The sequence below is a fragment of the Streptomyces sp. NPDC002044 genome, assembly GCF_040296725.1.
Classification (GTDB): domain Bacteria; phylum Actinomycetota; class Actinomycetes; order Streptomycetales; family Streptomycetaceae; genus Streptomyces; species Streptomyces antarcticus.
Window position 1 is genome coordinate 58,874 of the sequence record NZ_JBEOXU010000009.1, and the last position, 13,919, is coordinate 72,792.

Here is a 13,919-nt window from a genome sequence, read left to right on the forward strand (position 1 = left end):
CGGTCAGCCGCCGCATCGCGCCCCCGCTGGCGTCCTCGCCCCGGCCCCCCCGCCGCCGGGACCCCCGCAACACCCCGGAGACCGCGGCGCCGGCGACCCGCGGCCGCGGGTCGCCGTCCACGTCGAGGCCCTCGCGCTCGGCGATCAGCCGGGAGATCCGTTCCTCCAGCTCGGTGGAGCGGCGCAGGTGCACGGCGAGCAGGGCCGGGGTGGACTCGATCAGCCGGTAGCTGCGCATGTAGAGCTCGACGGGGACCACGTCGGAAAGGGCCTCCTCGACCGTGTCCCAGGCGGCGAGCACGGCGGCCCGCATCGCCCGCAGCGGCCCTTCGGCGGCCGGGCGGGCGCGGAGTTCGGCCACGAAGTGCGACTCGACGAGGTCCTGGACCGCGAAGACGGCCTCCTCCTTGTTGGCGAAGTAACGGAAGAAGGTGCGCTGGGAGACGTCCACGGCGTCGGCGATCTCGTCGACGGTCGTCTGGTCGTACCCCTGGGCGATGAAGAGCAGCAGCGCGGCGCGCAGCAGTGCGTCCCGGGTGCGCCGCTTCTTGCGCTCGCGCAGCCCGGCCGCCGGGGCGGCCGGCGCCGGCCGCTCGTCGGTCATCACCGAGGTTCCCTCCCGCTGCCGTCTGAGGTGGATCTGACGCTGAGTGAGCGGTCAGGGTACCTGTGACCGACGCGACAGTTACCGTCTGGTTAAGCCGTCTGTGAAGTGTCAGTCGCTGTCACTAGCCTGCTCGCATGACTAGTCAGATCACCGTCGACGACCAGGTGCCCGCCAAGGAACCAGGATCGGCGCCGGCCCCCACCGGGCTGCGCGGCCACCCCTGGCTGACCCTCTTCGCCGTCGCGATCGGCGTCATGATGGTCACCCTGGACGGCACGATCGTCGCCGTCGCCAACCCCGCGATCCAGAAGGACCTCGGCGCCTCGCTCGCCGAGGTGCAGTGGATCACCAACGGCTACCTCCTCGCCCTCGCGGTCTCCCTGATCACCGCGGGCAAGCTCGGCGACCGCTTCGGCCACCGCCAGACGTTCCTCATCGGCATCGCCGGCTTCGCGGTCTCCTCCGCCGCCATCGGGCTGTCCACCGGCGTCGAGCTGGTCATCGGCTTCCGCGTCGCCCAGGGCCTCTTCGGGGCCCTGCTCATGCCCGCCGCGCTCGGCCTGCTGCGCGCCACGTTCCCCGCCGAGAAGCTGAACATGGCCATCGGCATCTGGGGCATGGTCATCGGCGCCTCGACCGCCGCCGGGCCCATCGTCGGCGGCCTGCTCGTCGAACACGTCAGCTGGCAGTCGGTCTTCTTCATCAACGTGCCCGTCGGCATCGTCGCCCTGCTCTTCGGTCTCTTCATCCTGGTCGACCACCGGGCCGCGAAGGCCCCGCGCTCCTTCGACGTCCTCGGCATCCTGCTGCTGTCGGGCGCGATGTTCTCCCTCATCTGGGCCCTGATCAAGGCCGCCGAGTGGGGCTGGGGCGACTACAAGACCCTGCTGTTCCTCGCCGCCGCGGTGCTCGGCTTCGTCCTCTTCACCTTCTGGGAGGGCCGGGTCGCCGAACCGCTCATCCCGCTGGGCATGTTCCGCTCGCTGCCGCTGTCCGCGGGCACCGTGCTGATGGTGCTGATGGCGTTCGCCTTCATGGGCGGCCTGTTCTTCGTCACCTTCTACCTGCAGAACGTGCACGGCATGAGCCCGGTCGACAGCGGTCTGCACCTGCTCCCGCTCACCGGCATGATGATCATCGGTTCGCCGCTGGCCGGTATCGCGATCACCAAGGTCGGCCCGCGCGTCCCGCTCGTCGCCGGCATGGTCGCCACCGCCGCCGCCTGCTTCGGGATGGCCCAGCTCACCCCCGGCACCGGCACCGCGGTCATGTCCCTCTGGTTCGCGCTGCTCGGCTTCGGCCTCGCGCCCGTCATGGTCGGCGCCACCGAGGTCATCGTCGGCAACGCCCCGCTGGAGCTGTCGGGAGTGGCCGGCGGCCTCCAGCAGGCCGCCATGCAGGTCGGCGGAAGCCTCGGCACCGCCGTCCTCGGCGCGGTCATGGCCGGCTCGGTCGGCAACTCGTTCGGGGACAACTGGCGGGCCGCGGGACTGCCCCCGCTCACCCCCGAGCAGACGGAACTCGCCGAGCGCGGCATCCAGGTCGGCCTCGCACCCGTACCGCCCGGCGCCCCCGAGGCCGTCGCGCAGGCGATCACCAAGGTCGCGCACGACACCTTCGTGGACGGCATGGGCACGGCCTTCACCGTCGCCGGGGTCGTCGCGGTCCTCGCCGCCGTCGTGGCCTGCTTCACCAAGCGCGGCGAGAACGCCCCCGAAGGAGCGGGCGCGGCCCACATCTGACGGCCGCCCCGACGGCCCCCGCGGACGTCAACCCCGTACGCGCGACAGCCCCGCCGGAGGTACCCGGCGGGGCTGTCGCCTATCCGGGTGGACCCGGGTCGGGCCTCTTCCGTCCGACCGTCATCGCAGGTCAGCGTGGTGGGGACGGTGCTCCGGAACGGTCCGGGGCGCCCCTCGTCCACAAGGAGTTGACCCGTCATGCGTACGTGTAACATCCCCCGCGGCACCACCGTCCTGGCCGTCGCCGCCCTGGCCGCCGCCGCGCTCGTCCCGAGCACGGCGCCCACCGCCCACGCCGCGACCGCGCAGGCCGCCCCGACCCACGGCGCCCCGACCCACGGCGCCCCGACCCACGGCGCCCCGGGACGGCCCGTCGCCGGGCCGGCGCCCGCCGCGCTCGGCAGCTGCGCGGCCGGCCAGCTGTGCCTGTGGGCGAAACCGGAGTTCAAGGGCGTCCGGCACGTCCACGAGCTCAGCACCCTCGACATCAACAGCTGCACGGCCCTGCCCGCCGGCAAGAGCGCCCAGGCCCTCGCCAACCGGACGGGCCGCCCGGTGACCACCTACCAGTCGGCCGAGTGCGCGGAGACCGGGGAGTTCCAGACCTATCCCGGCGACGGGGTCTGGCTGCCCCAATCGCCCTACCAGGTGAGGGCCTTCAAGGTGTGGGAGCACTAGGCCGCGCGGCCGGAACGGCGCCGGGCGCCCCGGCCGGTACGCCGGTCACCGCACCCGGCGCCGCACCCGGTCCGCCCAGCCGGGCGACCTCCGCGCGCAGCGCCCGTACCTCCGCCGCCAGTTCGGCGATCGCGGCGGTCTGCTCCCGCTCCGCCCGGTCGTCGCGCTCGAACCGGGAGATGAACCAGGCCGCGATATTGGCGGTGACCACACCCAGCAGCGCGATGCCCGACAGCATCAGCCCCACCGCCAGCAGCCGCCCCAGGCCGGTGGTGGGGGAGTGGTCGCCGTAACCGACCGTCGTCATGGTGGTCACCGACCACCACAGGGCGTCGCCGAGGTTCTTGATGTTCCCGCCGGGGGCGTCCCGCTCCACGCTCAGCACCGCCAGCGAACCGAACATCAGCAGTCCGACCACCGCCCCCGCCACGTACGTGGTCAGCCGGATCTGCGGAGCCATCCGGGCCCGCCGCCCCACCAGCAGCAGAGTGGAGACCAGCCGCAGCAGCCGCAGCGGCTGGATCATCGGCAGCAGGACCGCCGCCAGGTCCATCCAGTGCGTCCGTACGAAGGCTTTCCGGGCGGGCGACAGACCCAGCCGCACGAGGTAGTCGCAGGCGAACGCCGACCACACCACCCACTCGGTGACCAGGCACGCCCGGTGCACGGACGCCGGCGCGTCCGGCGCCACGATCGGCACGGCGTACGCGACGGCGAAGCCCACGGCGAGCACGAGCAGCGGGGTCTGGCTCCGCCGCTCCCACAGCAGCTGGCGGGAGAGTTCCTTCATGCGGAGCATCGTAAGGAACCCATAAAGCCGGGACGGCCCCCGGGGGGAGTCCCCGGGGGCCGTCCTCAGCGGTTCCGCGTCGATGTCGTCGTCGACGTCAGGCGTCGCCGCCCGCCGCGCCCGGCTCGGCGGCCGCCACGTCCAGCAGCTGGTAGCGGTCCACGGCCTGCTTCAGCAACGACCGGTCGATCTTCCCGTCCCGGGCCAGCTCGGTCAGCGTCGCCAGGACCACCGACTGGGCGTCGATGTGAAAGAAGCGCCGGGCCGCACCGCGCGTGTCCGCGAAACCGAAGCCGTCCGCGCCCAGCGAGGTGTACGTACCGGGCACCCAGCGCGAGATCTGGTCCGGGACGGCCCGCATCCAGTCCGAGACCGCCACGAACGGGCCCTCGGCACCGGACAGCTTGCGCGTCACGTACGGCACGCGCTGCTCCTCCTCCGGGTGGAGCAGGTTGTGCTCCTCCACCTCGACGGCCTCGCGCCGCAGCTCGTTCCAGGAGGTTGCCGACCAGACGTCCGCCCGGACGCCCCAGTCCTGCGCCAGCAGCCGCTGCGCCTCCAGCGCCCACGGCACCGCCACGCCCGAGGCCATGAGCTGCGCCCCGATGGTGCCCGAGGTGCCCTCGGACACCCGGTGGATGCCCTTGAGAATGCCCTCGGTGTCGACGCCGTCCGGCTCCGCCGGGTGCTGGATGGGCTCGTTGTAGACGGTCAGGTAGTAGAAGACGTCCTCGGCCTCGGGGCCGTACATCCGCCGCAGGCCGTCCTTGACGATGTGCGCGATCTCGTAGCCGTAGGCCGGGTCGTAGGACACGCAGCCCGGGTTGGTCGACGCGAGCAGCTGGGAGTGGCCGTCGGCGTGCTGGAGGCCCTCACCCGTGAGGGTGGTCCGGCCGGCGGTGGCGCCGAGGACGAAACCGCGCGCGAGCTGGTCGGCCATCTGCCAGAACTGGTCACCGGTGCGCTGGAAACCGAACATCGAGTAGAAGACGTAGACCGGGATCAGCGGCTCGCCGTGCGTCGCGTACGCCGAGCCGGCGGCGATCAGCGAGGCCGTGCAGCCCGCCTCCGAGATGCCGTCGTGCAGCATCTGGCCGGTCGGCGACTCCTTGTACGCGAGCAGCAGGTCGCGGTCGACCGCCTCGTACTGCTGGCCCAGCGGGTTGTAGATCTTGGCACTCGGGAAGAACGCGTCCATGCCGAAGGTGCGGTACTCGTCGGGCGCGATCAGCACGAATCGCCGGCCGATCTCCTTGTCCCGCATCAGGTCCTTCAGGATGCGGACGAACGCCATCGTCGTGGCGATCGACTGCTGGCCCGAGCCCTTCTTCGCGGCGGCGTACGTCTTCTCGTCCGGCAGCTGCAGCGGCTTCGCGCGCACCACGCGGGTCGGCACGTAGCCGCCCAGCGCGTTGCGCCGGTCGTGCATGTACTGGATCTCGGGGGAGTCGCGGCCCGGGTGGTAGTACGGCGGGGCGCCACCGTCCAGCTGCGCGTCCGTGATCGGGATGTGCAGACGGTCGCGGAAGCGCTTGAGGTCGTCGACCGTCAGCTTCTTCATCTGGTGCGTCGCGTTACGGCCCTCGAAGTTCGGGCCGAGCGTCCAGCCCTTGACCGTCTGCGCCAGGATGACCGTCGGCTGGCCCTTGTGCGCCTTGGCCGCCGCGTACGCCGCGTAGACCTTCTTGTGGTCGTGTCCGCCGCGGCCCAGGTGCTGGATCTGGTAGTCGGACATGTTCTCGACCATCGCGCGCAGCCGCTGGTCGCCGCCGAAGAAGTGGTCGCGGATGTACGCGCCCGACTCGGTGGCGTACGTCTGGAACTGGCCGTCGGGCGTGGTGTTCATCTTGTTGACCAGGATGCCGTCGCGGTCCTGGGCCAGCAGCGGGTCCCAGGAGCGGTCCCAGATCAGCTTGATGACGTTCCAGCCGGCGCCGCGGAACTGCGACTCCAGCTCCTGCATGATCTTGCCGTTGCCGCGCACGGGGCCGTCGAGCCGCTGGAGGTTGCAGTTGACGACGAACGTCAGGTTGTCGAGGTTCTCGCGGGCCGCGATCGACAGCTGGCCGAGCGACTCGGGCTCGTCCATCTCGCCGTCGCCCAGGTAGGCCCAGACGTGGGACTTCGAGGTGTCCGCGATGCCGCGCGCCTGCATGTACCGGTTCATCCGCGCCTGGTAGATCGCACCGAGCGGGCCGAGGCCCATCGAGACGGTCGGGAACTCCCAGAAGTCCGGCATCAGCCGCGGGTGCGGGTAACTGGAAAGGCCGTACGGGGCCTTCGACTTCTCCTGGCGGAACGCGTCGAGCTGCTGCTCGGAGAGCCGGTCCAGGAGGTAGGCGCGGGCGTAGATGCCCGGGGAGGCGTGGCCCTGGAAGAAGATCTGGTCGCCGCCGTCACCCTCGTCCTTGCCCCGGAAGAAGTGGTTGAAGCCCACGTCGTAGAGGGACGCGGAGGAGGCGAAGGTGGCGATGTGGCCGCCGACGCCGATCCCGGGGCGCTGGGCGCGCGAGACCATGACGGCCGCGTTCCACCGGGTGGCGTTGAGGACCTTGCGCTCGATCTCCTCGTTGCCGGGGAAGAACGGCTCGTCCTTGGTGGCGATGGTGTTGACGTAGTCCGTGGAGCGCATCTCGGGCACGGCCACGCGCTTCTCGCGGGCCCGCTCGATCAGCCGCAGCATCAGGTAGCGGGCGCGCTCGCGGCCCCGCTCGTCGACGGCGGCGTCGAGGGAGTCGAGCCACTCCTGCGTCTCTTCCGGATCGAAGTCCGGGACCTGGCTCGGAAGACCGCCAATGATGATCGGGTTGCGATCGGATGCGGAAGCCACGCTGTTCCTTCACTGTCGGGGTGGTCGTGCCGGAGTCGCACCTGGGGGCGCCGCCTCCCATGGTCTTACGCTCGGCCGGGATCGTCATCTTTACCCCCGGGTAATCCCCGGAGCCGACGGGGTTTCCGAGGCTGGAGACCGGTGATGAACCGGCCAAAACGCAACCTTACGCCCAAGCCGGGCGATGATTTCGTAAGGCCGTTCGTCCCTCAAACAGGTAGGAAAGTCCTCAAGCGATGCCGAATGAGCTGGAATGGTGTGGGATGAATCACCAGAGGTGCACGCGGGCAGACTGAAAGTTGCGGCGAGACGGCCGCAATCGTCACCGTTTCGACGGTCTCGGCGGCCGGGTACTTGCGCGATCCGCCGCGTCCGTGTGGACTACGCCCAATGCTGCGCGTACGCGCGCCGCCGAAGACATTCACCGAACATGAGCAGGAGGCACCCCGTGAGCGCGACCGCGGACCACGCGGAGAGCCCGGTCACCCGACTTGGCTTCCAGTCCGACCAGGTGGTCCAGGAGATCGGCTACGACGACGATGTCGATCGGGATTTCCGTGAGTCCATTCAGGACCAGATCGGCAGCGACCTCGTCGACGAGGACTACGACGACGAGGTCGACGCCGTGGTCCTCTGGTTCCGGGAAGAGGACGGCGACCTGACCGACGCACTCGTCGACGCCATCGAGCTGGTCGACGAGAGTGCAGTCGTCCTGCTGCTGACTCCGAAGACCGGCCGTGCCGGCTTCGTGGAGGCCAGCGACATCAGCGAGGCCGTCGAGACCGCCGGCCTCTCCCAGGCCAAGCCCGTCAGCGTGGGCAAGGACTGGACCGCCACCAAGCTGGTGACGCCCAAGGCCGCAGCCAAGAAGCGCTGAGCCGCGCCCCGCAGTCGAAGCGGACACGCACGCCCCGCCGATCCGGGTGATCCCGGCCGGCGGGGCGTGCGCGTTCGCGGCCCGGCGGGCCCCCAGGGCCTAGGCTGGCACCACCCGAACGGCCCAATGCGGCGAAGCAGGAACGAAGGGATGCGAGAGATGGCGATCGAGGTCGGCGACAAGGCCCCGGACTTCGAGCTCAAGGACAACCACGGCGCCACCGTGCGGCTCTCGGACTTCCGGGGGGAGAAGGCCGTCGTGCTGCTCTTCTACCCGTTCGCCTTCACCGGCGTCTGCACCGGCGAGCTGTGCGAGCTGCGCGACCAGCTTCCGCGCTTCCAGAACGACGACGTGCAGCTCCTCGCGGTCTCCAACGACTCCGTGCCGACCCTGCGCGTCTTCGGCGAGCAGGAGGGGCTGGAGTACCCGCTGCTGTCGGACTTCTGGCCGCACGGAGAGACCTCCAGGGCGTACGGGGTCTTCGACGAGGACAAGGGCTGCGCGGTTCGCGGCACCTTCGTCATCGACAAGGACGGCGTCGTGCGGTGGACTGTCGTCAACGGGCTGCCCGACGCGCGTGACCTGAACGAGTACATCGGGGCGCTCGACAGTCTCTGAGAGTCTCCGAGCGGCATCCGCACCAAAAACGCGTACAGGCGGGAACCCGTCACTAGGATCGAAACGTTGATCCGGTAGCAAACGCACGACGGGGGCACCGCCCCACACAGACACCAATGGAGGACCCGTGGGAGTCAGCCTCAGCAAGGGCGGCAACGTCTCGCTGACCAAGGCCGCGCCTAACCTGACGGCGGTCATCGTCGGTCTGGGCTGGGACGCTCGTACCACCACCGGCGGCGACTTCGACCTCGACGCCAGCGCGATCCTGACCAACGACCAGGGCAAGGTCGCCAACGACTCGAACTTCGTCTTCTTCAACAACCTGAAGAGCCCCGACGGTTCCGTCGAGCACACCGGTGACAACACCACCGGTGAGGGCGAGGGCGACGACGAGGCGATCAAGGTCAACCTCGCCGGTGTCCCGGCCGATGTCTCCAAGATCGTCTTCCCGGTCTCGATCTACGAGGCCGAGAGCCGCCAGCAGAGCTTCGGCCAGGTCCGCAACGCCTACATCCGCGTCGTGAACCAGTCCGACAACACCGAGCTCGCCCGTTACGACCTCTCCGAGGACGCCTCGACCGAGACCGCCATGGTCTTCGGCGAGCTGTACCGCAACGGTGCCGAGTGGAAGTTCCGTGCGATCGGCCAGGGCTACGCCTCGGGCCTGCGCGGCATCGCGCAGGACTTCGGCGTCAACGTCTGAGTCCCAGAGCTGTTCACCCGTCCGGCGCCGTGCACTGTGTGTACGGCGCCGGACGGGCTTTGGCCGCTTGTGCCGGGCCGGGGGCCGCCCGTGGCAGCTCCAGGCCGGGCGCGGGGGCCAGACCGGCCACAGCCGCCACAGTGGTCACAAGGGCCGGCCGTCGAGGCCAGACCAGTCACAGAAGCCAGACCAGTCACATCGTCGTCCGGGGAGGACCACAACATGGGCGTCACACTCGCCAAGGGGGGCAATGTCTCCCTCTCCAAGGCCGCACCGAACCTGACCCGGGTTCTGATCGGCCTCGGATGGGACGCGCGCTCGACCACCGGAGCGGACTTCGACCTCGATGCCAGCGCGCTGCTCTGCAACAGCGGCCGGGTGCTCGGGGACGACTACTTCGTCTTCTACAACAACCTGACGAGCCCCGACGGCTCCGTCGAACACACGGGGGACAACCTCACCGGGGAGGGCGACGGCGACGACGAGTCGATCATCATCGACCTGTCCCAGGTGCCCGCCCAGGTCGACAAGATCGTCTTCCCGGTCTCCATTCACGACGCCGAGGCCCGGCGGCAGAGCTTCGGCCAGATCAGCAACGCCTTCATCCGCGTGGTGAACCAGGCGGACGGCCAGGAACTGGCCCGCTACGACCTCTCCGAGGACGCCTCCAGCGAGACCGCGATGATCTTCGGCGAGGTCTACCGCTACGGCGGCGAATGGAAGTTCCGGGCCGTGGGGCAGGGGTACGCGTCGGGGCTCCGGGGCATCGCTCTAGACTTCGGGGTCAACGTTTCGTAAAGCCGTACAAGACGATGGGGTGCCAGTGGTTCTCAAAACCTTCGGCTGGTCGTTCGCAGTCACTGCGCTCGGTCTGGTCGCAGCGGTTCTCTACGGGGGGTGGGAGGCTTTCGGGATCGTCGCGATCCTCTGCATCCTCGAGATCTCGCTGTCTTTCGACAACGCGGTGGTCAACGCCGGGATCCTGAAGAAGATGAATGCCTTCTGGCAGAAGATCTTCCTCACCATCGGCATCCTCATCGCCGTGTTCGGCATGCGGCTGGTCTTCCCCGTGGTGATCGTTGCGATCAGCGCCAAGATCGGGCCCATCGAGGCCGTCGATCTGGCCATGAACGACAAGGACATGTACCAGCAGCTCGTCACCGACGCGCACCCGTCCATCGCCGCCTTCGGCGGCATGTTCCTCCTGATGATCTTCCTCGACTTCATCTTCGAGGACCGTGACATCAAGTGGCTCGCGTGGCTGGAGCGCCCGCTCGCCAAGCTCGGCAAGGTCGACATGCTCTCGGCGTGCATCGCGCTGATCGTCCTGGCCGTGACCGCGATGACCTTCGGCGCCAACGCCCACCAGCACGGTGGCATGCACGTGGACAAGGCGCAGACCGTCCTTATCTCCGGCATCCTCGGCCTGATCACCTACATGGTGGTCGGCGGCCTCTCCGGCTACTTCGAGAACAAGCTGGAGGAAGAGGAGGAGGCCGTCAGCGAGGCGGAGGAGGAGGCCAAGAAGACCGGCAAGCCCGTCTCGGCCGTCGCCATGGCCGGCAAGGCCGCGTTCTTCATGTTCCTCTACCTGGAGGTCCTCGACGCCTCGTTCTCCTTCGACGGGGTCATCGGCGCCTTCGCCATCACCAACGACATCGTGCTCATGGCCCTCGGCCTCGGCGTCGGTGCCATGTACGTCCGGTCGCTGACGGTCTACCTGGTCCGCCAGGGCACCCTCGACGACTACGTCTACCTGGAGCACGGCGCGCACTACGCCATCGGAGCGCTCGCCGTCATCCTGCTCGTCACCATCCAGTACGAGATCAACGAGTTCATCACCGGTCTCGTCGGCGTCGTGCTGATCGGCTGGTCCTTCTGGTCCTCGGTGCGCCGCAACAAGCGCTTGGAGAGTTTGGAGAAGGAGGGGGTCGCCGTAGAGGCATGACCCCGGCGTTAATGCGGAACGCTCCATTGCGGGGCGGCCCAGGGGGTCCCTCCCGGACGGAAGTCCGGGGGAGGGGCCGTGGACCCGGCGGGCCGCCCCGCTTGCCGTAGGCATCCAGGGGACCAGGGAAACCAGGGGGGTAGTGGGGGATGGGCTTCTTCGACGGCATCTTGGGCAGCCGTGCCGTGCAGTTCCAGTCGGGCAGCGCCTCGTCGAACGCGATCGAGCTGACCAAGCGGCAGCCGACGGTGTCGCTCAGCAAACAGGGAGCGGTCCACGGCAACCTGCGCGTCAACCTGTCCTGGCGCATGCGCACCTCGGACATAGGCGGCCGCTCCGGCCAGAGCGGGCAGCTCTTCCGCCACCCGTTCAAGCTCTTCAAGCCGGACATGGTGCAGGCGCACACCCAGGGCATGGTCAACGTCGACCTCGACATGGGCTGCCTGTACGAGCTGACCGACGGCACCCGCGGCGCCGTCCAGCCGCTCGGCAACCTGCTCGGAGACCTCAACGACCCGCCGTTCGTCAAGCTCAGCGGCGACGACCGGTTCGGTTCGGGGTCGGGGGAGACCCTGTACGTCAACCTGGACCACGCCGACGACATCAAACGGCTGCTGGTCTTCGTCTACATCTACGACCAGACCCCGGCCTTCGACCGGACGCACGCCATGGTGACCCTCTACCCGGTCACCGGGCCGCGGATCGAGATCCCACTGGACGAGCGGCAGCCGCAGGCCCGCTCCTGCGCCGTCGTCTCCCTGGAGAAGGTCAAGGGAGAGCTCGTCGTGCGCCGCGAGGTGAAGTTCGTGTACGGATTCCAGGCCGAGCTGGACCGGCTGTACGGCTGGGGGCTCCAGTGGGGGCGGGGCTACAAGAGCACCAGGGCCTGACGCGCCCGGTCCGGGGCCGGGGCCGGCGGCGGACCGCCCGGGCAGCCGGTGCCGTCAGCGCGCCCGGGAGCGGCCCCGGTCAGCGGCGGATGAACTGGGGGCCCTGCACCGGCAGCCGGAAGGACGGGTCCGCGCCCGGGCCCGGCACCGGCGCCGGGGACACCGGCTGGGGGTACCCGTACGCGGGCGGGACCGGCGGCGGGGCCTGTGTGGGCGGCGCCATCGCGGTGGTCTGCTCGGAGGTGGGCCCGGCCGTCGGGCTCCCCGCGGGCTCGGGCGCGCCCTCCGCGGCGTTCTCGTCGACCGAGATGCCGTGGTCGGTCGCCAGCCCCACCAGGCCGTCGGAGTAGCCCTCGCCGAGCGCGCGGAACTTCCACCCGTCGCCGCGGCGGTACAGCTCCCCGCAGATCACGGCCGTCTCGGCGCCGGTCTCGGGCCGGACGTCGAAGTACGCCAGCGGCTCCGAGGCGCCGGCCGAGGTGGCGTCGTAGAGCAGGATGCGCAGGTCGCGGACGCGCTCGAAGGGGATGTCCTCGGCGGAGGCGACGACCAGGACACGATCGACGGACGCGGTGACCGTCCGCAGGTCCGCCTGCACGGCGTCGGTGACCGCGTCGCCGATCTGCTTCTTCCCCAGGCGCCAGACGGCTCCGGACGGGTGCCGGGGCTGGTTGTAGAAGACGAAGTCCTCGTCCGAACGCACCCGGCCGTCCGAGCCCACGAGCAGGGCGGACGCGTCCACGTCCGGCACGTCGGGGCCACCCGTCCAGCGCAGCACCGCCCGGACCGCCGTGGCGGCCACCGGGATGTTGGAGCCCTTCTGCATCGCGTGCGTCATGCCCGTCATCCTGCCCTCCCGGGGGCGACCGGGACAATGCGGCCCCCCGTAGGACCTTGCTCTCGAACGCGAGACCTGGGCATGGTGCAAGAGGGTTACCTGAACTTCATGTGCTTGAGGAACTCTCGACTCAGGTTCGTACGTACTATTACCGGCCATGCCAGATGGGCCGCCGAGGCAGTACGGGGGAAGCACATGCGTCACTTTGGGCACATATCGCCTACCGTCCGTAAGGACCTCTTTCATCAGGAGCCGGTGGAGTTCACCGGCGCCTCACCGGCCCGCATCCTCGCCGCCGCCCTGGGCGCCACGCTCTACAGCCCCGCCACCCGCCCCCAGCTCGCCGCGGACGTCCGCAAGCAGGCCGGCCGGGGAGTCGTCTCCATGGTGCTCTGCCTGGAGGATTCCATCAGCGACGGCGATGTCGCCGGGGCCGAGGAGAACCTCGTCCGGCAGTTCGCGCGGCTCGACCGGGAGCAGGCCGGCTACGACGCCCACGACCCGGACGCCGCGGAGCTCCCGCTGCTGTTCGTCCGCGTCCGTACCCCCGAGCAGATCCCCGACCTGGCGCGCCGCCTCGGCGGATCCGTGCGGCGACTGGCCGGATTCGTACTCCCGAAGTTCGACGAAAGCCGCGGAATCGCCTTCCTGGAGGCCGTCGCCCACGCGGAGGCCGCGAGCGGAGTACCCCGCCTGTACGCGATGCCCGTCCTGGAGACCCCGGAGCTGCTCCACCTGGAAACCCGCGTCGAAGCCCTCGCCGGCATCTCCCGGACGGTCAACGAGCACCGCGAACGGGTCCTGGCCCTGCGCCTCGGCGTGACCGACTTCTGCTCCGCGTACGGGCTGCGGCGCACCCCCGACATGACCGCCTACGACGTCCAGATCGTCGCGGGCGTCATCGCGGACGTCGTCAACGTCCTCAGCCGCGCCGACGGCACCGGATTCACCGTGACCGGCCCGGTCTGGGAGTACTTCCGCAGTCAGCAGCGCCTCTTCAAGCCCCAGCTGCGCCGCAGCCCCTTCCTGGAGGAGGGGGTGGAGGAGCTGCGCACCGCCCTGATCGAGCACGACCTCGACGGACTGCTGCGCGAGATCGAGCTCGACCGGGCGAACGGGCTGCTGGGCAAGACCTGCATCCACCCCGCCCACGTCACGCCCGTGCACGCGCTGTCGGTGGTCTCCCACGAGGAGTTCAGCGACGCCCAGGACATCCTGCGCCCCGAGCGCGATGGTGGTGGAGTGATGCGTTCCGCTTATACGAACAAAATGAACGAGGTGAAGCCCCACCGGGCCTGGGCCGAGCGCACCATGCTGCGCGCCGAGGTGTTCGGGGTGGCGAAGGAGGAGGTCGGATTCGTCGACCTCCTCACGGCCGGGCTCCAGGTGTGAGTCCGT

General features: G+C 69.7%; 13 protein-coding genes. 9 read left to right on the forward strand and 4 right to left on the reverse strand.

Translation table 11 applies throughout. The annotated features are described in order from the left end of the window. A partial coding sequence (locus ABT106_RS04355) for a TetR family transcriptional regulator (protein ID WP_351272085.1) occupies positions 1–604 on the reverse strand: 604 nt, incomplete at its 3' end. Positions 605–741: 137 nt separating this feature from the next. Between ABT106_RS04355 and ABT106_RS04360 the strand changes: the two genes are divergently transcribed. Then, positions 742–2,349, forward strand: coding sequence for an MFS transporter (locus ABT106_RS04360; protein ID WP_351272088.1), 1,608 nt, complete (start codon positions 742–744; stop codon positions 2,347–2,349). Between the two features lie 198 nt (positions 2,350–2,547). Beyond that, positions 2,548–3,027, forward strand: a complete 480-nt coding sequence (locus ABT106_RS04365) for a peptidase inhibitor family I36 protein (RefSeq protein ID WP_351272091.1) — start codon at positions 2,548–2,550, stop codon at positions 3,025–3,027. Here the strand turns inward: ABT106_RS04365 and ABT106_RS04370 are convergent. Together ABT106_RS04370 and aceE are read right to left on the reverse strand one after the other, a co-directional pair. Next, on the reverse strand, positions 3,008–3,817 hold the full coding sequence (locus tag ABT106_RS04370; protein WP_351272094.1) for a potassium channel family protein: 810 nt from the start codon (positions 3,815–3,817) through the stop codon (positions 3,008–3,010). The genes ABT106_RS04365 and ABT106_RS04370 overlap by 20 nt on opposite strands. A gap of 97 nt (positions 3,818–3,914) precedes the next feature. Beyond that, complete coding sequence (gene aceE / locus ABT106_RS04375) at positions 3,915–6,647, reverse strand: pyruvate dehydrogenase (acetyl-transferring), homodimeric type (RefSeq protein WP_351272097.1); 2,733 nt, start codon at positions 6,645–6,647, stop codon at positions 3,915–3,917. Between the two features lie 448 nt (positions 6,648–7,095). Here aceE and ABT106_RS04380 point away from each other — a divergent pair, with 448 nt between their 5' ends. The 6 genes from ABT106_RS04380 to ABT106_RS04405 all read left to right on the forward strand — a co-directional run bounded on the left by ABT106_RS04380 (position 7,096) and on the right by ABT106_RS04405 (position 11,683). After that, positions 7,096–7,524 (forward strand): DUF3052 domain-containing protein, encoded by a 429-nt coding sequence (locus ABT106_RS04380; RefSeq protein WP_351272100.1) that lies wholly within the window; start codon positions 7,096–7,098, stop codon positions 7,522–7,524. Positions 7,525–7,683: 159 nt separating this feature from the next. Then, positions 7,684–8,142: a peroxiredoxin gene (locus tag ABT106_RS04385; RefSeq protein WP_351272174.1), complete on the forward strand. Its 459-nt coding sequence runs from the start codon at positions 7,684–7,686 to the stop codon at positions 8,140–8,142. 127 nt (positions 8,143–8,269) lie between these two features. Next, positions 8,270–8,845, forward strand: a complete 576-nt coding sequence (locus ABT106_RS04390) for a TerD family protein (protein WP_351272103.1) — start codon at positions 8,270–8,272, stop codon at positions 8,843–8,845. A gap of 222 nt (positions 8,846–9,067) precedes the next feature. Continuing rightward, positions 9,068–9,643, forward strand: a complete 576-nt coding sequence (locus ABT106_RS04395; protein ID WP_351272106.1) for a TerD family protein — start codon at positions 9,068–9,070, stop codon at positions 9,641–9,643. 25 nt (positions 9,644–9,668) lie between these two features. After that, positions 9,669–10,793, forward strand: a complete 1,125-nt coding sequence (locus ABT106_RS04400; protein ID WP_351272109.1) for a DUF475 domain-containing protein — start codon at positions 9,669–9,671, stop codon at positions 10,791–10,793. A gap of 149 nt (positions 10,794–10,942) precedes the next feature. Beyond that, positions 10,943–11,683, forward strand: coding sequence for a TerD family protein (locus ABT106_RS04405; RefSeq protein ID WP_351272112.1), 741 nt, complete (start codon positions 10,943–10,945; stop codon positions 11,681–11,683). Positions 11,684–11,762: 79 nt separating this feature from the next. Here ABT106_RS04405 and ABT106_RS04410 read toward each other — a convergent pair whose 3' ends face one another. Then, a complete protein-coding gene (locus ABT106_RS04410) occupies positions 11,763–12,521 on the reverse strand; it encodes a TerD family protein (protein ID WP_351272115.1) in 759 nt (252 codons plus the stop codon). A 195-nt stretch (positions 12,522–12,716) separates the two neighbouring features. On the opposite strand from ABT106_RS04410, the gene ABT106_RS04415 reads away from it, so the two are divergent. Then, positions 12,717–13,913, forward strand: coding sequence for an HpcH/HpaI aldolase/citrate lyase family protein (locus ABT106_RS04415; RefSeq protein WP_351272118.1), 1,197 nt, complete (start codon positions 12,717–12,719; stop codon positions 13,911–13,913). Positions 13,914–13,919: the final 6 nt, after the last annotated feature.

Bases quoted from the DNA above. Each gene is read 5' to 3' on its own strand.
- ABT106_RS04360 (WP_351272088.1), top strand. From the start codon at position 742: ATGACTAGTCAGATCACCGTCGACGACCAGGTGCCCGCCAAGGAACCA.
- ABT106_RS04365 (WP_351272091.1), top strand. From the start codon at position 2,548: ATGCGTACGTGTAACATCCCCCGCGGCACCACCGTCCTGGCCGTCGCC.
- ABT106_RS04370 (WP_351272094.1), bottom strand. From the start codon at position 3,817: ATGAAGGAACTCTCCCGCCAGCTGCTGTGGGAGCGGCGGAGCCAGACC.
- ABT106_RS04385 (WP_351272174.1), top strand. From the start codon at position 7,684: ATGGCGATCGAGGTCGGCGACAAGGCCCCGGACTTCGAGCTCAAGGAC.
- ABT106_RS04395 (WP_351272106.1), top strand. From the start codon at position 9,068: ATGGGCGTCACACTCGCCAAGGGGGGCAATGTCTCCCTCTCCAAGGCC.
- ABT106_RS04405 (WP_351272112.1), top strand. From the start codon at position 10,943: ATGGGCTTCTTCGACGGCATCTTGGGCAGCCGTGCCGTGCAGTTCCAG.
- ABT106_RS04410 (WP_351272115.1), bottom strand. From the start codon at position 12,521: ATGACGCACGCGATGCAGAAGGGCTCCAACATCCCGGTGGCCGCCACG.
- ABT106_RS04415 (WP_351272118.1), top strand. From the start codon at position 12,717: ATGCGTCACTTTGGGCACATATCGCCTACCGTCCGTAAGGACCTCTTT.